Source organism: Agarivorans sp. QJM3NY_25 (genome assembly GCF_050870875.2).
Taxonomy (GTDB): Bacteria; Pseudomonadota; Gammaproteobacteria; order Enterobacterales; family Celerinatantimonadaceae; genus Agarivorans.
In genome coordinates this window covers 3,141,568-3,165,226 of sequence record NZ_CP194041.2, presented here as the reverse complement: position 1 = coordinate 3,165,226, position 23,659 = coordinate 3,141,568, and the positions used below count along the sequence as shown (strand labels likewise).

General features: G+C 44.1%; 22 protein-coding genes and 1 pseudogene. 13 read left to right on the top strand and 10 right to left on the bottom strand.

The window, feature by feature from the left end:
* Positions 1-9 precede the first annotated feature (9 nt).
* From ACRRSW_RS14450 to ACRRSW_RS14440, 3 genes are read left to right on the top strand one after another with little or no spacing between them, the layout of a single operon-like run.
* The gene (locus ACRRSW_RS14450; RefSeq protein WP_432459695.1) at positions 10-1,281 is read left to right on the top strand and encodes a CinA family nicotinamide mononucleotide deamidase-related protein; all 1,272 of its coding nucleotides are present in this window, start codon (positions 10-12) and stop codon (positions 1,279-1,281) included.
* 53 nt (positions 1,282-1,334) lie between these two features.
* Entirely contained in the window at positions 1,335-2,342 is a 1,008-nt protein-coding gene (gene msrP / locus ACRRSW_RS14445; RefSeq protein WP_432452521.1) for a protein-methionine-sulfoxide reductase catalytic subunit MsrP, read from the top strand.
* A 10-nt stretch (positions 2,343-2,352) separates the two neighbouring features.
* Positions 2,353-2,982, top strand: coding sequence for a protein-methionine-sulfoxide reductase heme-binding subunit MsrQ (locus ACRRSW_RS14440; protein ID WP_432452522.1), 630 nt, complete (start codon positions 2,353-2,355; stop codon positions 2,980-2,982).
* Here ACRRSW_RS14440 and ACRRSW_RS14435 read toward each other — a convergent pair.
* The 3 genes from ACRRSW_RS14435 to ACRRSW_RS14425 form a co-directional block, all read right to left on the bottom strand.
* The gene (locus ACRRSW_RS14435) at positions 2,966-3,931 is read right to left on the bottom strand and encodes a sensor domain-containing diguanylate cyclase (protein WP_432459694.1); all 966 of its coding nucleotides are present in this window, start codon (positions 3,929-3,931) and stop codon (positions 2,966-2,968) included. The genes ACRRSW_RS14440 and ACRRSW_RS14435 overlap by 17 nt on opposite strands.
* Positions 3,932-4,098: 167 nt before the next feature.
* On the bottom strand, positions 4,099-4,554 hold the full coding sequence (gloA, locus tag ACRRSW_RS14430) for a lactoylglutathione lyase (protein WP_432459693.1): 456 nt from the start codon (positions 4,552-4,554) through the stop codon (positions 4,099-4,101).
* A 55-nt stretch (positions 4,555-4,609) separates the two neighbouring features.
* Positions 4,610-6,484: an MOSC N-terminal beta barrel domain-containing protein gene (locus ACRRSW_RS14425; protein WP_432459692.1), complete on the bottom strand. Its 1,875-nt coding sequence runs from the start codon at positions 6,482-6,484 to the stop codon at positions 4,610-4,612.
* Positions 6,485-6,663: 179 nt separating this feature from the next.
* On the opposite strand from ACRRSW_RS14425, the gene dinB reads away from it, so the two are divergent.
* The 4 genes and pseudogenes from dinB to ACRRSW_RS14405 all read left to right on the top strand — a co-directional run bounded on the left by dinB (position 6,664) and on the right by ACRRSW_RS14405 (position 10,048).
* Positions 6,664-7,731 (top strand): DNA polymerase IV, encoded by a 1,068-nt coding sequence (dinB, locus tag ACRRSW_RS14420; RefSeq protein WP_432459691.1) that lies wholly within the window; start codon positions 6,664-6,666, stop codon positions 7,729-7,731.
* Between the two features lie 391 nt (positions 7,732-8,122).
* Entirely contained in the window at positions 8,123-8,446 is a 324-nt protein-coding gene (locus ACRRSW_RS14415; RefSeq protein ID WP_432459690.1) for a cupin domain-containing protein, read from the top strand.
* A 250-nt stretch (positions 8,447-8,696) separates the two neighbouring features.
* Positions 8,697-8,978, top strand: a pseudogene (locus tag ACRRSW_RS14410) (transposase); the annotation flags it as partial.
* A gap of 80 nt (positions 8,979-9,058) precedes the next feature.
* On the top strand, positions 9,059-10,048 hold the full coding sequence (locus ACRRSW_RS14405) for a transposase (RefSeq protein WP_432459689.1): 990 nt from the start codon (positions 9,059-9,061) through the stop codon (positions 10,046-10,048).
* Positions 10,049-10,351: 303 nt separating this feature from the next.
* Here the strand turns inward: ACRRSW_RS14405 and ACRRSW_RS14400 are convergent, their stop codons facing one another.
* Entirely contained in the window at positions 10,352-11,335 is a 984-nt protein-coding gene (locus ACRRSW_RS14400) for an NAD(P)H-binding protein (RefSeq protein WP_432459688.1), read from the bottom strand.
* Positions 11,336-11,426: 91 nt separating this feature from the next.
* Between ACRRSW_RS14400 and ACRRSW_RS14395 the strand changes: the two genes are divergently transcribed.
* Entirely contained in the window at positions 11,427-12,329 is a 903-nt protein-coding gene (locus ACRRSW_RS14395; protein WP_432459687.1) for a LysR family transcriptional regulator, read from the top strand.
* 237 nt (positions 12,330-12,566) lie between these two features.
* Entirely contained in the window at positions 12,567-12,803 is a 237-nt protein-coding gene (locus ACRRSW_RS14390; RefSeq protein WP_432452531.1) for a hypothetical protein, read from the top strand.
* A 320-nt stretch (positions 12,804-13,123) separates the two neighbouring features.
* Here the strand turns inward: ACRRSW_RS14390 and ACRRSW_RS14385 are convergent, their stop codons facing one another.
* Both ACRRSW_RS14385 and ACRRSW_RS14380 read right to left on the bottom strand, forming a co-directional pair.
* Positions 13,124-14,323 carry an MFS transporter gene (locus ACRRSW_RS14385; RefSeq protein ID WP_432452532.1) on the bottom strand — a complete coding sequence of 400 codons (1,200 nt, stop codon included), beginning with the start codon at positions 14,321-14,323 and terminating at the stop codon, positions 13,124-13,126.
* Positions 14,324-14,438: 115 nt separating this feature from the next.
* A complete protein-coding gene (locus ACRRSW_RS14380; RefSeq protein WP_432452533.1) occupies positions 14,439-15,395 on the bottom strand; it encodes a helix-turn-helix transcriptional regulator in 957 nt (318 codons plus the stop codon).
* 1,120 nt (positions 15,396-16,515) lie between these two features.
* On the opposite strand from ACRRSW_RS14380, the gene ACRRSW_RS14375 reads away from it, so the two are divergent.
* Genes ACRRSW_RS14375 through ACRRSW_RS14365 form a run of 3 tightly spaced genes read left to right on the top strand, consistent with a single transcriptional unit; the run spans position 16,516 to position 19,418 of the window.
* A complete protein-coding gene (locus tag ACRRSW_RS14375; protein ID WP_432452534.1) occupies positions 16,516-17,148 on the top strand; it encodes a LysE family translocator in 633 nt (210 codons plus the stop codon).
* A gap of 37 nt (positions 17,149-17,185) precedes the next feature.
* A complete protein-coding gene (locus ACRRSW_RS14370; protein ID WP_432452535.1) occupies positions 17,186-18,370 on the top strand; it encodes an MFS transporter in 1,185 nt (394 codons plus the stop codon).
* A 58-nt stretch (positions 18,371-18,428) separates the two neighbouring features.
* Positions 18,429-19,418, top strand: coding sequence for a diguanylate cyclase (locus ACRRSW_RS14365; protein ID WP_432452536.1), 990 nt, complete (start codon positions 18,429-18,431; stop codon positions 19,416-19,418).
* Between the two features lie 134 nt (positions 19,419-19,552).
* Here the strand turns inward: ACRRSW_RS14365 and ACRRSW_RS14360 are convergent, their stop codons facing one another.
* Both ACRRSW_RS14360 and ACRRSW_RS14355 read right to left on the bottom strand, forming a co-directional pair.
* Positions 19,553-19,870: a hypothetical protein gene (locus tag ACRRSW_RS14360; protein WP_432452537.1), complete on the bottom strand. Its 318-nt coding sequence runs from the start codon at positions 19,868-19,870 to the stop codon at positions 19,553-19,555.
* 361 nt (positions 19,871-20,231) lie between these two features.
* Positions 20,232-21,125: an EamA family transporter gene (locus ACRRSW_RS14355; protein ID WP_432459686.1), complete on the bottom strand. Its 894-nt coding sequence runs from the start codon at positions 21,123-21,125 to the stop codon at positions 20,232-20,234.
* A 102-nt stretch (positions 21,126-21,227) separates the two neighbouring features.
* Here ACRRSW_RS14355 and ACRRSW_RS14350 point away from each other — a divergent pair, with 102 nt between their 5' ends.
* Positions 21,228-22,604, top strand: coding sequence for a PLP-dependent aminotransferase family protein (locus tag ACRRSW_RS14350; RefSeq protein ID WP_432459685.1), 1,377 nt, complete (start codon positions 21,228-21,230; stop codon positions 22,602-22,604).
* A 62-nt stretch (positions 22,605-22,666) separates the two neighbouring features.
* Here ACRRSW_RS14350 and ACRRSW_RS14345 read toward each other — a convergent pair whose 3' ends face one another.
* Positions 22,667-23,050, bottom strand: a complete 384-nt coding sequence (locus ACRRSW_RS14345; protein WP_432459684.1) for a DUF1499 domain-containing protein — start codon at positions 23,048-23,050, stop codon at positions 22,667-22,669.
* 119 nt (positions 23,051-23,169) lie between these two features.
* Positions 23,170-23,592: a VOC family protein gene (locus tag ACRRSW_RS14340; protein WP_432459683.1), complete on the bottom strand. Its 423-nt coding sequence runs from the start codon at positions 23,590-23,592 to the stop codon at positions 23,170-23,172.
* Positions 23,593-23,659 lie beyond the last annotated feature (67 nt).

Sequence of the window (23,659 nt, the reverse complement as noted above, 5' to 3'; positions counted from 1 at the left end):
GAAGTCATCATGAAAATAGAAATGCTCAGTACCGGCGATGAAGTTCTCCAAGGCGATATCGCGGATACTAACGCTGCATGGTGTGGTCAAGAGCTGAATGATATCGGTTTGAGTTTTAGCCGTCGGCAAACGGTAGCGGATAAGCTTGAAGATATCGTCGATGCCCTCCATCAGGCGGCCCTGCGCAGTGATTGGGTATTGGTGAATGGGGGATTGGGACCGACTTCTGACGATTTAAGTGCCGAGGCTGCAGCGCAACTGATCGGTAAGCCCTTACAGTTAAATCAGCACTGGTTAAGTCAGTTGCAAGCGTGGTATCAACTACAAAACATAGCGATGCCAGAAAGTAATGTTAAACAAGCGATGTTGCCGGAAGGGGCGGAATTAGTCGATAACCCCATTGGGACCGCCAGTGGTTTTATCGTACAACATGCTGGTGCTCAGTTGCTGTTTACACCTGGCGTGCCGAGTGAATTCAAGAAAATGGTCAAGCAGCAGTGGTTTCCGCGTTTGCAAGCTGCTGTGCCAGAATCGAATGGTGAAGTGAAACGTTTTTATACTTTCGGTTTATCAGAGTCTTCATTGAGTGACCGTTTTGATCCCCTAGAGTTACCGCCCGAAGCACGTTTAGGCTACCGTTCATCACGACCCAGTATTGAGGTGAAGCTGTTTTATCCTCGCCAAGACGCTGAATTTGAGCGCTTGAGCCAATTATTGCGAGCGCAACTTGCAGCACATATTTTTACTGAAGATCAAGGCAATTGGGCCCTGCATCTTCAGCAATTGATGGTTGCAGCGGGGAAAAAGTTAGTTTTAGCTGAATCTTGCACAGGTGGCATGTTAGCTGCCGAACTAGTGGCTGTAGCGGGGAGTTCAGCTTACTTAGATCGTGGCTTTGTGACCTATAGCAATCTAGCGAAGCAACAAAGCATTGGGGTTCCCGAGGCACTACTTGAACAATATGGCGCGGTGTCCATGGAAACCAGTCAAGCGATGGCTTTCGGTGCGCTCGCCAATAGTGCCGCCAATATTGCCTTATCAATTACTGGGATCGCGGGTCCGGATGGTGGTAGTGAGCAAAAACCGGTCGGTACCGTTTGTTTTAGCCTCGCGGAGGGCGACCGTTGTATTAGCCAGCAACTATTGCTTAGTAATCGGAGTCGCTCGGTGGTGCGGGTGATGGCGACTGCGGTTGCGATGGACATGTTGCGCCGTTACCTCACTGATTTACCCGTGTTCGGGGAATATCAGCACATCAAGCGGATCGCCAGTAAAAATTAAGCCTCGTGAAATTTTTTTACCGCAAGCGAGGTCTGATAGAAAAAGGAGATGCTATGTGGTTTAAAATGAAGCGTGATTGGGAAGAAGCAGAGTCGGCGGTGACGCCCGAGTCTTTATTTAAACAGCGCCGTAATATTATGAAAGGTTTAGGTTTTATTGGCGCTGGTGCGGCCTTGCCTACGAGTGTAGCAGGCGCATCTTGGTTTAGTGCTGACGACCCCGAGCCAGTGGCATTGGTTCGTCGAGCATTGAACAAAATTGACATTCCACCGATCCATCAAGATGTGCTAACCCCAGAGTCGACTGCCACTAGCCATAATAATTTTTATGAGTTTGGTACTGGTAAAAATGATCCGGCGAAGAATAGCCGCAGCTTTAATCCTTCGCCATGGACGATTAAAATTACCGGAGAGGTAGAGCAAGAACTCACGCTTGATTTAGATAAATTGATGGCAAAAATGGCTTTAGAACAACGGATTTACCGCTTACGTTGTGTCGAAGCTTGGTCGATGGTCATCCCTTGGGTGGGGTTTTCGTTGGCCGATCTGCTGAAAATGGTGAAGCCCTTGTCGTCGGCTCGCTATGTTGCCTTTGAAACGCTTTATGATCCGGAGCAAATGCCGGGACAGAAAAATTCGTTTACAGGCGGAGGGATCCGTTATCCCTACGTTGAAGGTTTGCGGATTGACGAAGCGACGAATCCACTCACGTTTATGGCTGTAGGTATGTACGGCAAAACCCTACCCGCACAAAATGGTGCGCCATTACGTTTGGTTGTGCCATGGAAATACGGTTTTAAGAGTATTAAGTCGATTGTTAAAATCCATTTACTTGAGACTCAACCACCAACCACTTGGAATCGACTTGCACCTCATGAGTATGGTTTTTATGCCAATGTGAATCCGCTGGCCGACCACCCGCGCTGGAGTCAAGCTTCAGAACGGCGGATTGATTCAACGGGCTTGTTAGGGCGTAAACGAATAAAAACAGAAATGTTTAATGGTTATAGTGAGCAGGTCGCTCATCTCTATCAAGGCATGGACTTAAATAAGTATTTTTAGTGAGAGACGTGTGAGTAAAAAAATTAATCAGTATTTAGCTAAGCATCAATGGCAAGTGCGGGTGCTATTACATTTATTGTTGTTAAGCCCACTGCTTTATTGTTTTTTAGCGGTTAGTGATGGCTGGTGGGGGGGCGATCCGGTCAAAGCCCTGATCCACTATTTGGCTAATGTAGCGCTGAATATACTCCTGATTACGCTGTGTTTAGCCCCCTTTGCTCGGCGTTTTCGTTTACCCGTGTTGTTTGCTTTTAGGCGTTTAGTGGGCCTATATGTATTCTTTTATTCGCTGTTACACATGCTCGCTTATTTGGTGTTTGACTTAGGCTTAGATTGGGCCTTGTTTGGACAAGAAGTATTGGATCGGCCCTATATATGGTTTGGTATGTTTGCCTTTATATTATTGTTGGCTCAAAGCCTGACTTCATTTAAGCGCATACAACAAAAACTGGGCCGAGTCTGGTTGCAACTTCACGGATTTATCTATCCCGTTACATTGGCGATAATCATTCATTTTTGGTGGTCTTTGAAGTCTGGATGGATTGAGCCCATTATATATTTAGGTTTGACCTTTGTTTTGTTGTCTATGCGCAGGGTTCCCTTACGACGATGGATAAAAAGCTTTACGCCTCAGAATTAAACCCCCATAAGTGAAAGTTGTTTTTACCCTCATCTTTGACTTGATACATGGCTTGGTCGGCGCGATGTAGGGTTTGTTCAAATTGTTCATCGTGGCGGTGAAAGCGACACATTCCAATACTGATGGTCACCGCGACCGAGATCTGTTGGTAGCCAATGGCTGGTGTAAAAGCGTCGAGTAAACGCTTAGATAATTGTTTCAGTTGGCTCACTTCACTGAAGGGGATCAATAGGGCAAATTCATCTCCTCCAATTCGTCCACATTGCCCTTGTTCTGGGCAATGTTGTTGGATCCGTTCGGCGCAGCATTTTAAGATCCGGTCACCGACAGTATGCCCATAGCGGTCATTAACCGGTTTAAACTTATCTAAATCAATGAACATCAAAGTGCCGCCTTCAGCTCCGATGTTTTGACAATATTGTTCGAATTGATTTCGAAAGGCATGCCGATTGAGAAGTCCGGTTAAGGGATCATGATGGGCCAGTTTGGCTAAGCGTTGGTGAGCGATTCGTTGTTGAGTAATATCGCTGTGTGTCCCCAGAACACGCAGGGGATGGCCGTTTTCATCATAGTCTTGAATGGTTCCTCGATCTTTCACCCAGCGAATTGAACCGTCTTTATGCAGCATTTTATACTCGACATCGTATTCGTCTGTTTCGCCAGCGATCAAGGCTTCAAAAGCCTTGATCGCAAAATCTTTATCATCGGGATGTAGGTTGGATTGCCAATTTTTATAGTAGGCTTTTTGCTCATTGGCGGAAAGACCACAAATTTTACCGTATTCGGAGTTATACAGACTGAGCCGCCCACTGGGAATGTGTTGTTCCCAAAGCACTAAGCCACTATCGTTCAATACAATATTAAGTAAATTGATGTTCTCGTTGAGTTGCTCACGCAATTGCTGGTTTTGCCGACGTAATTCGACAATTTTCGGGTCACTATCATCCATAGTTAGTGTTTTATTAATTTGTAAACCATTTGTGCTTATTTTATCAACACCTTGTACATTATAGCTATCGCTTATTTATTCGCTGAATAATTTAGTGAGGGAAATGGCTTAGCATGGCCGTTCCCCTCACTAAATATGTTGAGTAAAAAACTCACTTTTTTGCAGGCTTACCAGCTTCCGGTATTGCCCATCGAAGCCCAAGGTTCTTGCGCAGCTAGCGATTCACCTTGTTGTAGTAACTCCACTGAAATACCATCGGGAGATACGACAAAGGCCATGTGACCATCACGAGGTGGACGATTGATGATGACGCCAGCTTTTTGTAATTTGTCGCATAGCGCATAGATATTTTCTACCGATACGGCAATGTGTCCGAAATTACGTCCGCCGGTGTAGGTTTCTGATTGGCCATTTTCATCAGGCCAGTTATAAGTGAGTTCCAAACATGGGGAATCTTCGGTTTTGACTCGTTCAATATCTTCATCACAACTGAGATAGATTAAACTGAATCTGCCTTGGTCACTCTCATAACGGCGGACTTCGCTCATGCCCAATAAATTGCAGTAAAAATTCATGGATTGATCGAGATCTTTTACTCTTACCATGGTGTGTAGAAACTTCATTTATTCTTCCTATTATTAATGACTACAAATTAAATAAATCTAAACTAGCGTAACATTACGCTTGGGTAATACATAAGTCTGTTTGTGGAATACAACTACAGCTCAGGATGTAGCCTTGTTGCTTCTCTTCATCGTTTAAACCACTGTCTTCGAGGATGCTGACTTCACCACTTTCTAGTTTGACTTTACAGGCACCACAAAATCCACCGCGGCAGGAATAGTTTAAATTTAGCCCGGCCTGTTCCGCTTGTTCTAAGATACTTTGTTGATTATTACCTTGAACGTGACTATCCCAACTATCAAACAGAATATTAATGCTCTTACTCACCACCGAGTCGCTGATCTGGTGGCCAAAGCTTTCAGAAAAATAATCGTCGGGATGCACCCCTAAGGCGAGCAACTGCTGTTTTGCGCTGTCCATAAAGCCCTGTGGACCACAGACAAATACCGAGCGTAGTTCTAAATCTTCAATATCGAGTAACATCCCGCGATTGAGTCTGCCCTGATAGCCTTGCCAAGTGCTTTGAGCGGATTGGCTTAAACTATAACGAATACTGCAGTGTGGCATTTGTTGAGCGAGCACTTCTAGTTCGGCTCGAGCGATCAGATCTTGTTCGCTATGTGCACTGTGTAGAAACACCACATCTAGCTGGCTGTTGATGTCACTCAGGTAGCGCAGCATCGACAGCATCGGGGTGATGCCGCTGCCAGCTGACAGCAGTAATAATTTGTTGCTTGGGCTGGCGGGTAAATGAAAGTCGCCCGCAGGGGCTAAGGCTTTGAGTTGCATACCTGGCTTCAAGTAGTCATGTAACCAATTTGATGCCAGTCCGTTGGAAACCCGCTTAACGGTTATTGCTAAGCTTAAGGGGCGACTAGGAGAACTCGACAGCGTATAATTTCGGTGTACTGGGCTGCCGTCTATCTCCAGCTCAATGCCTATATATTGGCCTGCTTGATAATGGCAGATGTTGCCCTCTGGAGCCTCCAAAATGAAAGTTTTTACATCATGAGTTTCTTCGCGTATTGCAATACACTTGAGTAAGCGGCTTTGTCCCGCTTGCCAATTTGTAGTCACTGTTGGGCTGGATTGTGTTTTTTTGATTTGCTCGGGATAATGTTCTGGCGTCTTGGTTTCTAGTACTTCTATGGTGTCATATAGACTGATCTTACCATGATTGAGTGCCACCACATTTTGTCCGAAATAAACGTTTCCATCGTTACCCTTACGATACTTAGCGAGTGTTGATAGTGGTTCTTTTTGCGGATGAAACTCTCCACGGGCTTGATCGAGGGTTGTAAAAATACAGCGCGAACAAGGGTTTTGCACCTCAAATTCTACTTCTCCAATACGAAAACGTTTCCAGCCATCTTCGGCAAATGCAGCAGTGTTTGTGACCACTAGGTTGGGCCTAAATTGAGCCATATTATGTTGCGTTGGGCTGCGTGAATTGAGATCTTCTAATGAGGCTTCAGACACTAACAATAGGGGATAGGCGTCGGCGAAAGCGACCTGACTATCCCGCTTTTTGACCATACGCTGAGATTGTTCCCCAAAAAATACTAGGTGGCAGTTTTCCCCTAAATATTGGCTAAACCAATGATCGTAATCATTATGGCAATGTTGTGCTTGAACCGTATCCTGCCAAAGCTTTACTGGAATATAATGATCTGAAAAATCGGTGTATTTAATGTTTACCCCTGCCATGTTAGGGGCTTCCAGATATAAGCCTTCAGGCCGTAAAACACTGTGGATTTGCGCTAACTTGGGGTGAGTTCTGGCGGTTAGTTGTTTGCCATCGGGTAAGCAAACCACAAAACGTCGGTCGAATGCTAGGCCATGTTCTTCTACGTAAGCGTGATTTAAATCAATCCCTAAGGTTGATTTTATGGGGTAAATGCTTAACTGGCTGATCTGCGCTTGACTCACAATAATGCCTTATTATTCTTTGCTCATAATTTTAATCTTACTTAAGGTGGTGCATCGAGGCTAGCTCAAATTACCCTGATGAGCGATTTCTTATGAGGAAAGGCTTGTATTTGGTAAACGCATAACTATACTGTTTTTATATACAGTTGTTGTGGCGTATTTGCTTACTTATGACTTTAATGAATCGTAAAATCATTCATGTGGATATGGATTGTTTCTATGCTGCGGTGGAAATGCGTGAGCAACCCGAATTCGCGAACCTTCCTTTAGCCGTAGGTGGTTTGAGTAGCGGTCGAGGCGTATTAACAACCTGTAATTATCTGGCCCGTCAATATGGTATTCGCTCTGCAATGCCAACCCATAGAGCGCTACAACTGTGTCCCCAATTGGTTTTAGTGCCGCCGCGGCTGAGTTTGTACCGAGAGGTCAGCCGGCAAGTACAGGCTATTTTTGCCACTTATACTCAAGTGATCGAACCTTTATCCCTCGATGAAGCTTATCTTGATGTGAGTGCGTGTGAGGCTTGTCATGGTTCGGCGACTCTAATTGCTGAGCAAATCCGCCAAGATATCTATAACTGCACCGGATTAACCGCTTCGGCTGGTGTAGCGCCGGTCAAATTTTTGGCAAAAATCGCGTCCGACCTGAATAAGCCTAACGGACTATATGTGATTAAACCCGAGCAGGTTTCGGCATTTATTGAAACACTCGCCCTAGAGAAAATATCGGGTGTTGGTAAGGTGAGTATTGAAAAGCTGCATCACCATGGCTTATATACTGGCGGAGATATTCGTCGTGCCAAACGCGATAAACTGCAGACTTTGTTTGGTAAGTTTGGTGAGATGTTATGGTTGCGTTGTCAAGGGATCGATGAGCGAGCCGTAAGTAATGACCGTAAACGTAAGTCGGTGGCGGTAGAACGAACTTTTGCCCAAGATGAGCGAGATAAAAGCTTAGTCGTTGAGCGTTTACTGGCTTTGTTACCCGAGTTACGGCGGCGTAGCGAGCAACATTTACGACAGGCCAAGATGAATAAGTTAGGGGTAAAAGTAAAATTCGCCGATTTTCAGCAAACTACCAAGGAGCAGCAGTGCCAACAGATTGATGAATCAACCTTAGTGGAGCTGTTTCATCAAGCCTTTGCGCGCGGTAAGGGCAAAGCGGTGCGTTTAGTTGGCTTACATATTGGTTTAGCTTACGAGCAGCAAACTGAGTCGGCACAGTTGAGCTTGCCTTTTAGTGATTAAGTGGATTCCTCAGCACTTAGCCTGTCAGTGCTTACATCTGGTTGTGGGCCGAACCGACAGATTGCTCTAATGCCTCATCGTTTGTTGGCTGCTGTATCGAGTTACCACACAATTCCGCCCTAGCTCAATAAGCATTTGGTGTAGGATTTGAATTTCGCGCATCCTGACTGCCTCCGTGTAGGCTTAGATAGAATTTGTTTTGACGAAATTAATTAGATTAAACAACGGGTGTGCGTCTGCTGTATTGAATTTACTAGAAATTATGAGGTGTTCGCTAGAAGGCAGCGTTAACTTACAAAGCCTTCAAAGGCAATCAAATTTTATAAATTCTAGGTATTTTTTCTGTCTTACCATCCTCTTATATCCACTAATAATTATGTAAGGAAAATATATGATAAGCCCTCGTATGAACGAAAATATAAAATGGTCAAAAACTCCATTTTCTGGTGTTGAATTTTTTTGGTTATCAGAGAAAACTGAAAATGGTAGAACGGCAATACTCAAATTTGAAGCTCATGCAGAGCTGCCGTTGCACAATCATCCTGGCTGGGAACAAATATATGTTCTTGAAGGCCGTTTACAAATCAACTCAGAAATTTATGCCGCAAATGATTTTGTTCTTATTAGCGCGAGTACAGATCATTCGGTATTGGCTTTAGAGCCGAGCATATATATTACTATTTCACAAATGGAAGGCGTAAAAGTTCTTGAGTAACAGCCAGTTAAAAGAATTATTGAGATATTTATGGACACCCCGTGTTTTGCAACTCCTGATTGAAGATCGGTTCGCTGACATATATCCGGCGATCGGAGCAAATAAAAATAACTAGACAGCCATCTCAACTAGCCAGATCTCGGTAATAGCCTAAACTATCAATAGTAGCAAATAACTAGACAGCCATCTCAACTAGCCAGATCTCGGTAATAGTCTAAACTATCAATAGTATTTTTTTGGAGTTATTGCCATGCCTCGGTCAAGACAGTCGCAAGTGAGCTTATCGGATACACCTTATTATCACTGTGTTTCCCGCTGTGTACGGCGGGCTTTTTTATGTGGCGAAGATAAGCAAACGGGCAAGAGTTATGAGCACCGACGCCAGTGGGTGGAAGACTATTTATTGCAACTTACTGCGGTTTTTGCCATTGATGTCTGTGCCTATGCTGTCATGAGCAATCATACCCATGTGGTATTGCACATCGATAAGGCCAAAGCCGAAGCCTGGTCCATGGATGAAGTCTTGGAGCAAATAACTAGACAGCCATCTCAACTAGCCAGATCTCGGTAATAGCCTAAACTATCAATAGTGTTTTTTTTGGAGTTATTGCCATGCCTCGGTCAAGACAGTCGCAAGTGAGCTTATCGGATACATCTTATTATCACTGTGTTTCCCGCTGTGTTCGGCGGGCTTTTTTATGTGGCGAAGATAAGCAAACGGGCAAGAGTTATGAGCACCGACGCCAGTGGGTGGAAGACTATTTATTGCAACTTACTGCGGTGTTTGCCATTGATGTCTGTGCTTATGCAGTTATGAGCAATCATACCCATGTGGTATTGCACATCGATAAGGCCAAAGCCGAAGCCTGGTCCATGGATGAAGTCTTAGAACGCTGGCATTGTTTGCACCAAGGCACCTTACTGACTCAAATGTATCTTAATTCTGAGTTACGTCCGAAGTTAAGTGAGGTGCAACTACAGGCTATCAGTGCAACAGTAGAAGTCTATCGGACTCGCCTTTTTGATTTAAGCTGGTTTATGCGCCATTTGAATGAATACATTGCTCGAGCTGCCAATAAAGAAGACCAATGTACCGGTCGTTTTTGGGAGGGGCGTTTTAAATCTCAAGCGCTTTTAGATGAAGCAGCCCTAGCAGCGTGTATGGCCTATGTGGATTTAAACCCGGTTCGCTCAAATATAGCGAGCACGCCTGAAACCTCGGACCACACCAGTATCAAACAGCGCATTCAGCAAGCCAAACAAGGTCAGCAACCCAAGCAGCTAATGCCTTTTGTCGGTAACCCCAGAGAAACCATGCCTAAAGGCTTGCCTTTCGAGTTACAAGACTACCTGCAACTGGTGGAACTTACCGGCCGCGTTATCAGAGAAGATAAACGCGGTTATATCGATGATGCACAAGCGCCCATTTTACAGCGCTTACAAATCGATGAAGAAAGCTGGTTAGCCTTGAGCACTGGTTTAGAGCATCACTTCGCCAGCGTGGTTGGGGCTGGGCATTCACTAGAACGCTATAAGCGAGAGCACAATCAACAACGAATTAAAGGCATGGCAGCTGCCAAGCGCTGGCTGGATCTAGGTTAAGAACTTACAGGTTAAATTTCATTGACTCGCGAGTGATTCAGGTTATCTAGGCTAGCTGTGTCTTCCGTCTCGCTTGTTGCAGATTTTCGTCGTAAAAACGTGTATTAAGATTGCAATTTTCAGCATCAGGCTGCTTTTATGCGGATGAGAGATGATTTATATCGCTTGATGGTGGCGGATGAATATAAGCCTTAAGATGGCTGTCTTGGATAACTTTGTGGCGGATGAATATAAGCCTTAAGATGGCTGTCTCGAATAACTCGGTCTCGGATAACTTTGACAGCCTTGTTCAATGAACACTCCTTAAGTTGGAGCGGCGGCAGGTAAACATTGCAAGCCAATGAGAGTCTGTTCTACCGCTAAGGCTAGTGGTGTATGAGCTTCTTCACCGAGCTCTGCGAGCAGTTTGCTATTATTCATCTGAAGTGGCCGTTGCCATAAATAGCGCATTTCTAGTAGTTCTCTCATGGTGGCATTAAAAGGACTAATAAGCTTGACTACTCCCCAAGGAAAGCTGCGGATATTGGCTGTTTTACCACTATGTTGAAGAACTACATCGCGAATGGTCTCCACCATTTGGCGGCCGTTGGCGTCCCAGTGTCCAGCCATATGATATACTGCGAAGGCTTCAAGTTGGTGGCGACGCTCTAATAGTTGTCGCATCACTTGGGCAACATCAGGTATATAAGACCATTGATGGGCAGTTCCCTTTTGGCTTGGATTATTGATTGTGCTTACCGCTTGGCCAGGTTTGATGAGTCCTTGGGAAAACCAGTTGTTACCCGGCTGGCCACCAAAAAAATCTCCAGCGCGAACAATGATGACTCGACCGCCATTTTGTGCATAGTTGAATAAACGCTGTTCTAGTTGGACTCTGATCCGCCCCTTACGCGTTTGCGGGTGCTGCGGTGTGTTTTCATCAATTTGTAAAGATACTTCTGGGCCAAAATTATAAACGGTGCCGGGCAATACGATGGTTGCGCCAATTTTTCTTGCTGCGGCAATGGTATTGTCTAACATTGGGAGTACCCATTTTTCCCAGTTTTTATAACCAGGAGGGTTTACCGCATGAATGATCACGTCACAGCCTTGGGCTGCAGCTTCGACTTGGCTTGCATTCAGTGCGTCACCTTTCATCCACTGGACCCCTGCTTGTGATTGCTTGGCGCGGCTTAAGTTTCTGGTCATGGCACACACTTGCCAGTTGGCGTGAAGTAGTTGTCGAGTGAGCTCCCCACCAATCCCCCCGGTTGAGCCGAGCACTAATACTTTTGCTTGATTTGTCATTGTTTTGAACCTCTATTCATTTGATGGGGAGAGCATAGTATTATTGTTAGCTAAATGAAATTGAGCAAAACAAACGATCAGGTATGCATTTATGTATAGTGGCAACATTGACTGGGAACTCTATCGTTCATTTCTCGCTGTATTACAGCAGGGCTCCTTATCGGCAGCAGCGAGAGCATTAAACTCCACTCAACCCACCATCGGTCGGCATATTGCCGCTCTTGAGAAGGCACTGGAACTTAGCTTGTTTATCCGTTCTCCGGACGGATTATTGGCTACCGATGCAGCCAAAGCACTACGCGGCCAGGTGGAAGTGATGGCGAGCACCGCTGCAGCAATAGAGCGAGTTGCTACAGGTCAACAGCAGGAGCTAGGTGGCGTGGTTCGAATTACCGCCAGTGAGGTGGTGGGGGTTGCCTTATTGCCGGATATTATTACACCACTACAGCAGCAGTACCCAGGCTTAAAATTGGAGTTGGTATTATCGAGCCAAGCACAAGACTTACTGCATCGCGAAGCTGATATTGCGATTCGTATGTTTCGACCAAAGCAAACTCAACTGGTTGCTCGTAGAGTGGGCCACTCTGTATTAGCTTTACATGCAAGCCCTGCCTATCTTGAGCGCTTTGGCTACCCGGAGAGTGTGGAGGCGCTCGCCCAACATGCCATTATTGGTTTTGATTCATTGAGTGATTTTATTCGTAAATTGACTAAAAGTTTACCGCCAGAGCTTGACCGAGAAAACTTCGCTTTTAGTTGTGACAGTGATCTCGCACAATTAGCGTTGATTCGTGCAGGAGCTGGCATCGGGATCTGTCAGGCGATTTTGGCAAAAGGTGATGATAAATTGGTGCCTGTTTTAGCCGAAGCCTTTCAGCTAAAGATGGATGTATGGGTCACCATGCATGAAGACCTGCGTAACAGTCAGCCATGTGTGCGGGTATTTGAGGCTCTGGCTGATGGATTTAGGACTTATTTTCAATCATTTGACTAAACGCTGGCTAAGCTTGGCATGACCCTAGTGATGTGAGCGCCTTATTGCTTGCGCTTGAGGGGATGAGCAAACCTATAAAAAATTCTATGTATTTGATGATTAAAGGTATTATCTTGCTTTTTATCTGTCATGAGCTTCTAATTCATAATTAATCATTGGTTCCCCTCGGTGGTTTGCGCCTTTGCTATGAATGTCCGTTCATAGCTTAAGGGGGGATATGCTGCTAGGAGTGTATAGATGTTAACCCAATTTTGTCAGGCATGTGGTGAACAAACTGAGCATCAACCGTTACTTAAACAAAAACCTTCCAAATATGGCACGACTAAAAAAGAACAAATAAAAGCCTTTATCGAAGGTTTTTTTGCTGGCCAAGCCAGCCCTGTTGGTGCTTCACTGGATCTCATAGACCGTTATTTGGTTTGCCAGAAGTGTGGTCGTAAAACGCTCGCAAACCAAGGTGATGAGTTTCAGTAATCACCCGATAATTCAGAGTCATTGAAGATTAACTGAGCCGCAATATGGCAATTAGCGAAACCCTCTTTATTAAGAATTCATGATGCCTGTTCAGATAGCTTGAAAGCTAGACTCTCCCCAGCATCGTAAAACCATGAATCATCCATCCTGATTTAGTGAGCGCTGGCTGTTCTCATCGAGTAGGGATTTGGTCGGCTGTATCATTGGTCAATCGAAGCCAGCGTATAGCAGCTGGCACGGTTTACTAAAAATATAGCCATCATTTTGCGTTTTGAGTCGCGAAGAAAAGCGAATGAAAGGGATGGATGAACGATTCGTCATTAATTTTCTAACATCTCCTTTGCAGAAGTATCTGTTGCGGAATAAAACGAAAACACACTTAATACCGCTAAGCTCAAGCCAAATAGCAAATAGGGCAGAGAAGGAGAGAGTGTATAAATGAGAGTCGCAGCGAGTGGCGCAAGGCAAGTCCCCATCGCTTGCGCCGCACCTAGGCTTCCTGCCGCAACCCCTTGCTCTGAATTCGTCACCGCATTAGCCGCTAAAGTTTGTATAGAAGGAAATACCATGCCTAGCCCCACTGCAATAAGGGCATACACGGCCATAAGGTGAATGGGAGTCGAGACCCAAAACATCAATACCATGGCTATCGCAGCGATTAATGTCCCAGTGCTTAACCACGTTTTCGGCTGAATATAAACTAACTTTGTAATGACTATTTGGGTGAATATAAGTGCAACTCCTACAGAGGCCATCGCTTGTGCCGATACTTTAGCCGCAGATTGATTGTCTAGGTGCAACACATCAAGACAAAAGAATCCCACTACGATTTGGCAAGTGATCACACAACTCATACTAATAAATGCACTTAACATGGGTAAGCGTAAACGAGGATCAAACAAGCGAACGGTCGCTTTGGGGGCTGCGCTTATCACTTGTGTCTGAGGGAGGCCAAAATAAACGATGAGTAAGGCTAACATTGCTAGAAACCCACCGAGAAATAAGGGGTGAGTTAAACCATCGCCAACAATAAAACTCGCCATGAGTGGGCCAAGAACCAAACCAAAGCCGTTGGATGCACCCAGCAATGCCATTTTGGGCCCTCGAGTTGCTGGTTCATAGTGATCGGCGATGAGTGCGCTATTCGCAACCGGAATGGCTGCAAAAAATCCCCCCATCATGCCTCTTAATACAATAAAAATCAGTAACATCACCCAAATTTCGTTGTGATTTTGCAACGAATATTCCGTAAAAATGGCCAAACCAAGGTAACTTAGAGTTAAACCTAAAGAGCCCCAGAGTAGAATTTTCTTTCGGCCTAAACGATCACTTTTTATTCCCCATGCTCGCGAAGTCATTAACCAAACAAAACCGGCCATTGTGACCATCAGGCCGCTTTGCCACTCAGGCATAGACAGCGCTCGACTGATAGGGCCGATCACCACGGCAAAAATTTGCATGGTCGCGGCGCATAGCATGCTAGCTAACAATAAAGGGAAAAGTTTGATTTGTTTATTCACAGTCTACCTCGAAATTGATTTAATCGAATTAAATGGTAAACAAGGGCAGAAGACCGAACTACTCAAAAAGGGATTATCGGAGGGGGAATGATACTCTATTCTCAATCGACCACGTTTAAGCGCGATAAGACCGAGGGCTTTGACCAAAGTATTTTTTAAAAGCCACTGAAAAATGCCCATGATTGTTGCATCCAACTTGTCCCGCGATATCAATAATGGGGTGATTAGATTCGAGCATAAGGCGCGCTGCTTTGCGCATTCTCAGACTAAGTAAATACTGACCAACCGTTTGTTGGGTGATGGTTTTGAAACCTTTTTTAAGTTTAAAGTCATTTAAGCCAACACGATGAGCTAAGTTTTTTAATGAAGGTGGCTCCTGCATTTCTTGCTCTAATATGTATTTCACCATTTGTAATTTTTGTATGTCCTGTGAATTAAGCACAAGTCGACTTTCATCGATACAATAGCGAATTGCAATCTCATCTAATACAGCACTAAGCAAGTCTTGAATCAGTTCATCATGGTCACGAGTAAGATCTTGAGTTTGATTACAATAAGTGAGTAATTGCGTGATATGTGAGTTAATCGTTCCAGACAACAATATTGGTTCAGGGCTAGGGTTAAGAATATTTTGAAACAACTTGTGCAAACCTAAGCGCTCATCTTGTAAAACAAAATTACGCCAATAAGGTAGTTTAATATGAAGCCCATAGCTGAGATTTAGTTGATGAGCAGCATACTCTGAAAAGCCACATGATTCCGGTGAAAAACTTAAACAAAATTTACCCGCGAAAAAATGTTCGGGGTGTTTCCAACTCTGCATTTTAGAGTGTGATATTCCTTTTTGCATAAAGAAAATAGACACATAAAATGCCCCTAACAGACTGCTTCTTTCAATACGAGTAAATTGCTTAAAAAAGACCTGATTGCGACTAAATGCGACATCGTCGGACAAGTGCTTAGAGTAAAAACTCAAGGCACCAGCGGGATTACAAACCTTAAATTTTAAACCAGTACTTTGATGATGAAATAATGGTTCTACATCTTGATGACCAATGACAATACGTTCCACTTGGTTAACCCATGATAAAAGGGGATCTCATTATTCATCAAAATAGACTCAAACAAAAGTAGTTCTCATTTCTATTTGTTTTGGGTGTCGTTCAGGTTTAATGCCTAAAACATAATAGAAATAAACAACAGATGTATGGACACACCGATGACTGCAAGCACCGCTCCTATGCTCCCAGTTAAGCCTTACATCGCTTCCTAAATGGCGGTTTTTAGTCTTACAAGCTTTTAAAAGGCGATGATTAAACTCAGGTTTTAGGCAAATCAACGGTTAAGAGTCTGGTTTAGCTGGGGGACATAAAAGTTGGGTGTTTTTGCGCGTAAATTCTATCATGAGTTCAATTTTCAATCGCTTGGGTAATTTTTTACCGCTTGTGCTGATTTGAGTCATGTTGATATGAGGGTGGTATTTTAAGCACGTAACGCTTGTCGTGGTTTTGCTAAAAGAGCCTGCAAAAACTGAGTTGTTGGTGAGTCAGCTCTGACATGCTTGTTCCCAGTAAGTCGATTGCGGCGATGATTTCATTTCTGAATGTAGTGCTCACTAACAAGTCGGCCCCATACTTATCTGCGAAATAACTTTAATTATTTAAATAGTTAACCTATGTTTTTTGGGTGTCTACGTATAGTCGTTTCTACGTATAGTAAGGTGTCGAATTAGACTTGAGTCAGATGAAGTAAAGGCAGCTTGGTTTTGATGCGCTTCGATAGTGCCAATTTGTCATTGCTTGTCATCGTGATTGCGGAGCTTAAAGCTTATTGAATTTTGGCTGTTAAATAATTGTTTGATTCAAGCGTGGCCGGATGTGCAATTGCTTGCCAAGACATATTACTTGCTTGATGGCCGGGCTTCACGAGAGGAGCGATAAGCGACAGCGATAAAACATCACATCTAAGTCTATGAGATTGATACATATAGCAATTTTATTATTTGTTTTATTCCTGTTTTAGCTGGTTCTCGATAATTTTTATGAAATATTTTTTCAAATAATACTTTGTTTTTACGCGTGTTAATTAAATTGCGCATTTTGCTGGTAGATTTAACATTAACACTTGTCATACCAGTTATGTTACGCTTGATTTTTTTTTGAGGTGCAGGTGACTATTAGAGTTCTACGACCATGTTAGGGATCACCGATTTTTGGTTGTTTGTGGGATCTGGGATTTTGCTAAATATGCTTCCCGGACCGGATTCTCTTTATGTTGTGGCTCGAGCGTCAAGCCAAGGCTTGAAAGCGGGATCAGTGGCGGCCTTGGGAATTGGTTGTGGGACTTTTGTACACATTTTTGCTGCGGCTTTTGGTTTGTCTGCTATATTAGCCAGCTCAGCTACAGCCTTTACGCTGATAAAAATACTTGGTTGTCTTTATCTATTGTTGATGGGCTTAACCATGATATTCACCAAAGCTAATATTGTCACCAAGGAATGTGCGTTACCAGACAGCGGTTATTTGAAAATTTTCCGCATGGGTTTTTTAAGTAACAGTTTGAACCCTAAAGTGGCCTTGTTTTTCTTGGCTTTTGTCCCCCAGTTTATTGCCTCTAACGCCGACAATAAAGCCTTGGCATTTTTGGTTCTGGGTTTAGTGTTCAATCTCAATGGAATGATTTGGTGTCATTTACTGGCTTGGTGCAGTGTGGTGATTCGTGACAAGGTAGGGGTGAGTGACCAGTTTAGAGACTGGCTTAATCGTTGCCTTGGCGGTTTATTTATGTGGTTTGGGATCCGTCTAGCGCTCGCTAAAATCAGTTAGTTAATGCAAGCCGTTTGGTTTGTATTCAAGGAAGTATATGCATCGTTCTAAAAAGCAATTGTTGTTAATGATGGCATTTTTAATGCCTTTTAGTTTTTCCATTTGGATGGTTTTACTGAATAATTTTGCGATTGAAGTGGCTCAGTTTAGTGGACGCGAAATTGGGATCTTACAAAGCTTACGTGAAGTACCTGGTTTCCTATCCTTTACCGCCATCTTTGTTTTGTTGTTACTTAAAGAGCAAACCTTTGCCTTGTTAAGTTTATTGATCTTGGCGATTGGGATTAGCTTAACTGGCTTTTTCCCAAGTGTGTACGGTTTGTACTTTACCACGGTGCTGATGTCGGTCGGGTTTCATTATTTCGAAACAGTGAACCAATCACTTACCTTACAATGGGTCCCAAAATCTGAAACCCCCGAATTCATGGGAAAAGCAATTGCGGTGCGAGGCGCGGCGGCAGTGCTTGCTTATAGTCTATTATGGAGTTTATTGGAATATAGTGACCTTGCCTATTCCAGTTTATATGCCATGTTTGGTGGACTTACAATTTTGGCGATCTTATTGATTGCTTTACGTTTTCCACATTACACCGCCGAGCACGAACAACATAAAACGCTGATTTTGCGTTCTCGCTACTGGCTGTTTTATACCTTGGTGTTTCTGAGCGGTGCGCGCCGCCAAATATTTGTGGTATTTGCGGGCTTTTTAATGGTCGAAAAGTTTGGTTATTCGGTATCCGATATCGCGCTGTTGTATTTGGTCAATCAAGTCTTAAATATCTTTTTTGCAGGGAAAATCGGTCGTTTAATTGGGCGTGTAGGCGAACGTAAAGCACTCATCATAGAGTACAGTGGGTTATTCTTTGTGTTTGCAGGCTATGCCTTGGTTGAGCAAGCCGAATGGGCCGCAACGTTATATGTGATTGACCATCTATTCTTTGCTATGGCGATTGCGATAAAAAGTTATTTTCAAAAAATTGCAGCGCCCGCCGATATCGCGAGTACTGCTGGGGTGAGTTTTACGATTAATCATATTGCAGCGGTGGTATTACCCGCCTTGTTAGGATTTATTTGGTTATATTCACCTTCTATGGTGTTTTGGTGTGGTGCCGTGATTGCGATTTTATCGCTGATGTTTGCTTTATTGGTGCCTCGCCATCCCACACCCGAATACGAAACCTTACTGATTGCTAAAGTGAAGCATTCAGTGGTTAGTGAGTAACGCAATTGTGAGCTTAGGGTTGTTGGTGTCGATAATAAAGTTGATAGGGATCTAAATAATGCTAGAGCACTTATTGGAACGAATAAACCAAGAAGAGTTCGAGGTTCTATCTCATGACATTAAGTATGCGCTGTTAGAGCATCGTAAATGGTCCCATAAAATTGGTATGGCCTTGGTATTACGTCAACCGATGCACGAGCAAGACTTTGTCGCCGATGATGCGCACTCACATTGTTCCTTTGGTCGCTGGATGAAACATGTCTTGGAAGATGAGCAATTTCATCAACAGGCATTTTTTAATATTGATGACGTTCACCAACAGTTACATGATTGCGCTAAAGTATTGTTGAGTAATTTGGCTAAACGAGGGGAAATTTCTCCTGCCGATCTAGAGTGCTTCTTTCAAATTCAAAACGAGTTTGTGGATATGGTGCTGATGATTTTTGAGTTTTCGGTGATTCATAAGCACCAGTTTGACGACACCACCAAGCTAATGAACCGACGCACTCTTGATATTGTGCTGACTAATGAAAAGCATCGTATGCAACGTGTCATCGGCTCAAATTGTTGCATTGTATTGGCCGATATCGATAAGTTTAAAGATTTCAATGACACTTATGGACATGATGTTGGTGACTTGGTTTTAGCACATACCGCTTCGTTATTTCGCGAGTCAATTCGACGCCATGATACCGTCGCCCGATTTGGTGGTGAAGAGTTTCTATTTATGATGCCTGAAATGAAGCTTGAAGAGGCGACGCAAGTGATTGAAAGAATTAGGTTGAAATTGGCGGAGTCGTCGATTGTACATCAGGGGCGAGAGCTTGGGGTGACAGCCTCGTTTGGAGTGACTCAGCTCAGCCCGTATTATGATATTAAAGATTCGATTAAGTGTGCCGATTTGGCTTTATATGAGGCCAAACGGGCTGGAAGAAACTGCACCGTGATATTAGATGTGGAAGAATTAACCAAGAATATTGAAGTGATTGATCTTGCGAACTTAGATGCTAAATATGTGATTCAAGAATTCTGTTTAAAAGCGAAATAGATATGATTTTGGTGCTTGATGGCGGTTAAGGTCCCGTCGTCGCATACTCTTAATCGTTAATACTTCGCTTAACTTGGTGCTCTATTTAAGAAAACTTAAGTGGCTTTATGCCTTCATACGCGATGCTTTATCTGCTACACCAAGATGGCGATAATGCTACCGACGGTACCGATGGCTTTCAGCACTTGCCCAGCGGTATAGGCACCATCTTCTGTCTCTTCTACTTCGTTAGGTTTATCCATACCTAACACGCCATAACCAAAAGATGTGATAGTACTAGGTTCTGAATCGCTGCTCTTGGTCTCAACTTTATTTTGTTCAAGCTTGGCTGGCCCATCGTTGGCGACTGACAGCTGTGGTTTAGCAGATTCCATGTTGTTGTTCTGTTTTGCTTGCATGGCCGCATTCACTAGATATGCGTTATTGGCTCCGCCTACAGGGGCTATCGACATGAATTGACTCTCCTTTCGATTCTTTTCAACAACTTAGTTATCGACCGCTTGGCAATTAAATTAAGTGATAATTTTACCAATTTAACTTAATTGTACTGTGCCCTCAACCACGCAATAAGTCTTGCGGAACAAAGCTGCGATATGACAAATGTTATTGTAGTCTCTAACCAGATAAATGACATGTCTAATCCACTAATTTGTTAGTGTGATCATAAGCTAATGACTTATATATCCTATACTTTTTTATTTAATGAAGGAGCTGAAAACTGATACCAGATCATGGTTAAGCTGAGAGCCATTTGTCGAATCTAGCGTGCCGTTCCGGGCCCCCTTTTTACAAGGGGGGCAATGTTGTTGTGTTTTATAATGGCTTGGTTGAGGCTGATTTTATCGTAATACCCAAGGGACCGCGGTAAACCACCAAGGCGATCCCAAGTAAGAAGGCGCTGCAAGCCACCCATTGCGTAGGATTAAGTTGTTCCCCATAGACTAAGTAGCCGCTAAATAAGGCAAATACAGAGACCAGTAGCGTAAACGGTGCCATAAGACTCATAGGATATTTGAGTAACATTTTGTTCCAGACCCAATAACCAAATACGGTAGTGGGGTAGGCTTGAAATAGTACCGATAACCATGCCTTGCTGGTCCAATGTTGATAGCTGGTTGCGAGCACATCAACCCCATTAATGAGCACGCTTAAAGCGAGTAGTGGTAGTGGCGCAAACAATATTCCCCAAATGTTAAACGCAAAAGGTGCAGTCGTCCCCGATTGTTTCATAATCACCCCGGCGAGCGGCCAGCAAATAGCCGATATTGAGATCAATAGAATGCCGAGTGGTGTGACATTGCCATTGGTGTAGAGGAGCGATACGATTAATCCGAGCAGGGAAATGCCAATGCCCAACTTCATTCGTGAAGAGATTCGTTCTTTGTAAAACCAAACGCCAGCGAATACGCTAGTCAGCACATCGGTTTGCAATAGCACAGAGGCCATTCCTGAAGATAAGCCAAAGGTGATGGCGCAAGAAGCCATACCCCAGACACCAGTGCCAAAAACCAGGCCGTAGGCAATTAAATGGCGCCAAGCAACCTTAGGCCTTTTAATAAATAAAATCAGCGGGAAAGTTGCACACAAGAAGCGCATTGCAGCAACCAATAGCGGATCGATCTCGCTGACCCCCAGTTTGATCATTGAGAAATTAAATCCCCATATGGCCATCACGCTTAGGCTTAACAATAAATCCCTTAGTTTCATCTGGCTTTATCCCTTATCGATATTTATCGCTAGTGTCACTTGTTGAATAAAACAAGTACAGATACAATTATTTATCATATAAGGGGTACAGTTAGGCTGGCTATGGCAAAATATAAGCAAATCGCTCGACAATTTATTGATGATATTGAAGCAGGCAAGTTGAGCGCTGGAGTGAAAATGCCCTCGCTACGACGGTTGGCCAATCAGCAAAGCATTAGTATGACCACCGCGGTGAGTTGTTATCAAGAGCTGGAAGCTCTAGGCTGGTTAGTTGCTCGTCCCCAAGCTGGCTTTTTTGTGAGTGCCCGAAGCCAAAATTTGCGGCAACCAGATTGGCAACGGTTTACGAGCAAGGTGGCTAAACCTAGAGTTCAAGCGCATCGCTCGCAGGTGCCAGATGGTCCTTTGGGAAGAGCACAATTGGCGATAGATGACAGTACGCTGCAGTTGGTGAATAAAAGCCTTCGAGCCGCGATTCGACAAACTAGTGCATTGTTTGGTGATTATCCAGCGCGACAAGGTGAGCCGATGTTAAGGCAGGTTTTGGCCGAACATTTTACTCAAAATGGCTTGCTATTGAAGGCCGAAGAGTTGGTGATTACGCACGGTTGTATGGATGCGGTGCGCCGAGCTTTGGAAGTTTGTACTCAGCCGGGCGATTCGGTGGCGATAAGCTCGCCCTGTTATGACGGCTTGCTGGACTTATTGTCAGTGCTGGGGCTACAAATTGTTGAGCTTCCTTCACTCAAAGAGGGGATTGATTTAGCCCAATTAGAAGCGCATTTACAACAGGGGACGGTGCAAGCGGGTTTGTTCTGTACTAGCCATATGAACCCGCAGGGGATCACCATGTCTGTTGAGCAGAAGCAACGCTTGGCGAGGCTTGCTGCAGATTATAAAACCCCTATGATTGAAGATGACATATACTTGGAGCTGTCTCACCAAACTCAAATGCCACTGCCAGCCAGCTATTATGATCAGTCGGGTTATATGCTCTGGTGTGGTTCGGTTTCAAAAACCTTGTCAGCCAGTCTTCGTGTTGGATGGTGCCGTCCTGGTCGTTATCGACAGGCGTTTATTGAACGAAGTTTTGGGGTGTCGACCATACTCCAATTTGCGTTAGCTGATTTCATTGACAAAGGGGATTACGCTAAGCATATGAAGCGAGTACGTTATCAGCTTCAGCAACAAAAACAGCACTACCTTGCCTACCTGACTCAGCATTTACCTCCGTCGAGTCGCATCACCGCTCCTGATGGAGGCTTAGTATTATGGTTGCAGATCCCGGGGTTAGATCCTCAGAAACTAATAAAGCTTGCTCAAGGTGCTCAATTGGATATTCGTGTCGGCCAGCTGTTTACTGCATCGCAACGTTATCAAGACTGTTTAAGGCTTAATATGGGTTGGCCACTTGATCAAAACCTAAAGCAACAACTCGATAGATTGATGGCGATCATGGGTCATAGTGTGCATTGCTAATTAAACTGCAAGCCACTTAAGGATTTAGTTGATTTCACGGTAATGATGACGCTGTTGTCAGTTTATTTTGTTTGATTGCTTAATTCACGGCGAATATGTTCGATGCGTTGGCGATTTACTCCAAAATCATAATATCCGAGGCGCGCTGCGGAGCGAACATGGATTAGGATTTGTTCGTTTTGTTGAGCAAGCAGATAGAACTCAAGATCATCGACAAAGCCAAATAATGCGGAGTGAAATTCTACTCGCAGGTAGTTGGTTTGTTGAGTCACTATATGGCTACGCTTCTCGGCTTTGAGGATCTGTAGTAAACGCTGTTGTGCCTGCAGCATCGTTCCTTGGTAAACTAAAGGCTGAATATAGTTGCCATCGTTTGCCGCTTGGCTGATTACGCAGTTAGGCGAATCGGGACAGGCTTGCAGCAGTTGTTGATGCACGCCAAGCATTGGTGGGTGCGCTACCCGAGCAGGCAGTGAGTAGCCATAGGCTTGGCAGTAGGCAGAACACTTGTTTCTTCATCCCTGATCCCTTTTATTTAGCTCAAAAGCATTGCCAGTCGATGCGATTAAGCGGTTCGTATTGCGATGGGATGATCTGGTTTGAGTTGTAATAGATCCCAACGGTTTCCATATAGATCTTCAAACACAGCGACTAAGCCATAATCTTGCTGCTTGGGTTGACGTATAAACTGAATACCATCATCGAGCATACGCTGATAATCTCGCCAAAAATCATCGGTATTTAAAAACAAGAATACTCGTCCACCGGCCTGATTGCCGATAAAATCCTGTTGTTCCGGCTTTGAGGCTTTGGCCAGTAACAAACTTACTCCCTGAGAGTTTGGCGGCGCAACCACCACCCAACGTTTATCTTGTTCGGCTTGATAGCTATCTTCGAGTAACTCAAATTTTAGTTTGTTGACGTAAAAATCGATGGCTTCGTCATAGTCTTTCACGACCAAGGCGATATGAACGATACTCTGCTTCAAAATGAATTCCGTGCTGCTAGGAGAGATATCAAAGCATAGCTTATTTGGTGCTGTCCTGCTCAATATT

Coding starts and splice junctions, on each gene's coding strand:
- ACRRSW_RS14375 (WP_432452534.1), top strand. CDS start 16,516: ATGTTAGGGATCACCGATTTTTGGTTGTTTGTGGGATCTGGGATTTTG.
- ACRRSW_RS14365 (WP_432452536.1), top strand. CDS start 18,429: ATGCTAGAGCACTTATTGGAACGAATAAACCAAGAAGAGTTCGAGGTT.
- msrP (WP_432452521.1), top strand. CDS start 1,335: ATGTGGTTTAAAATGAAGCGTGATTGGGAAGAAGCAGAGTCGGCGGTG.
- ACRRSW_RS14350 (WP_432459685.1), top strand. CDS start 21,228: ATGGCAAAATATAAGCAAATCGCTCGACAATTTATTGATGATATTGAA.
- ACRRSW_RS14450 (WP_432459695.1), top strand. CDS start 10: ATGAAAATAGAAATGCTCAGTACCGGCGATGAAGTTCTCCAAGGCGAT.
- ACRRSW_RS14435 (WP_432459694.1), bottom strand. CDS start 3,931: ATGGATGATAGTGACCCGAAAATTGTCGAATTACGTCGGCAAAACCAG.
- ACRRSW_RS14395 (WP_432459687.1), top strand. CDS start 11,427: ATGTATAGTGGCAACATTGACTGGGAACTCTATCGTTCATTTCTCGCT.
- ACRRSW_RS14370 (WP_432452535.1), top strand. CDS start 17,186: ATGCATCGTTCTAAAAAGCAATTGTTGTTAATGATGGCATTTTTAATG.
- ACRRSW_RS14345 (WP_432459684.1), bottom strand. CDS start 23,050: ATGCTTGGCGTGCATCAACAACTGCTGCAAGCCTGTCCCGATTCGCCT.
- ACRRSW_RS14360 (WP_432452537.1), bottom strand. CDS start 19,870: ATGTCGATAGCCCCTGTAGGCGGAGCCAATAACGCATATCTAGTGAAT.
- dinB (WP_432459691.1), top strand. CDS start 6,664: ATGAATCGTAAAATCATTCATGTGGATATGGATTGTTTCTATGCTGCG.
- gloA (WP_432459693.1), bottom strand. CDS start 4,554: ATGAAGTTTCTACACACCATGGTAAGAGTAAAAGATCTCGATCAATCC.
- ACRRSW_RS14390 (WP_432452531.1), top strand. CDS start 12,567: ATGTTAACCCAATTTTGTCAGGCATGTGGTGAACAAACTGAGCATCAA.
- ACRRSW_RS14400 (WP_432459688.1), bottom strand. CDS start 11,335: ATGACAAATCAAGCAAAAGTATTAGTGCTCGGCTCAACCGGGGGGATT.
- ACRRSW_RS14355 (WP_432459686.1), bottom strand. CDS start 21,125: ATGAAACTAAGGGATTTATTGTTAAGCCTAAGCGTGATGGCCATATGG.
- ACRRSW_RS14415 (WP_432459690.1), top strand. CDS start 8,123: ATGATAAGCCCTCGTATGAACGAAAATATAAAATGGTCAAAAACTCCA.
- ACRRSW_RS14405 (WP_432459689.1), top strand. CDS start 9,059: ATGCCTCGGTCAAGACAGTCGCAAGTGAGCTTATCGGATACATCTTAT.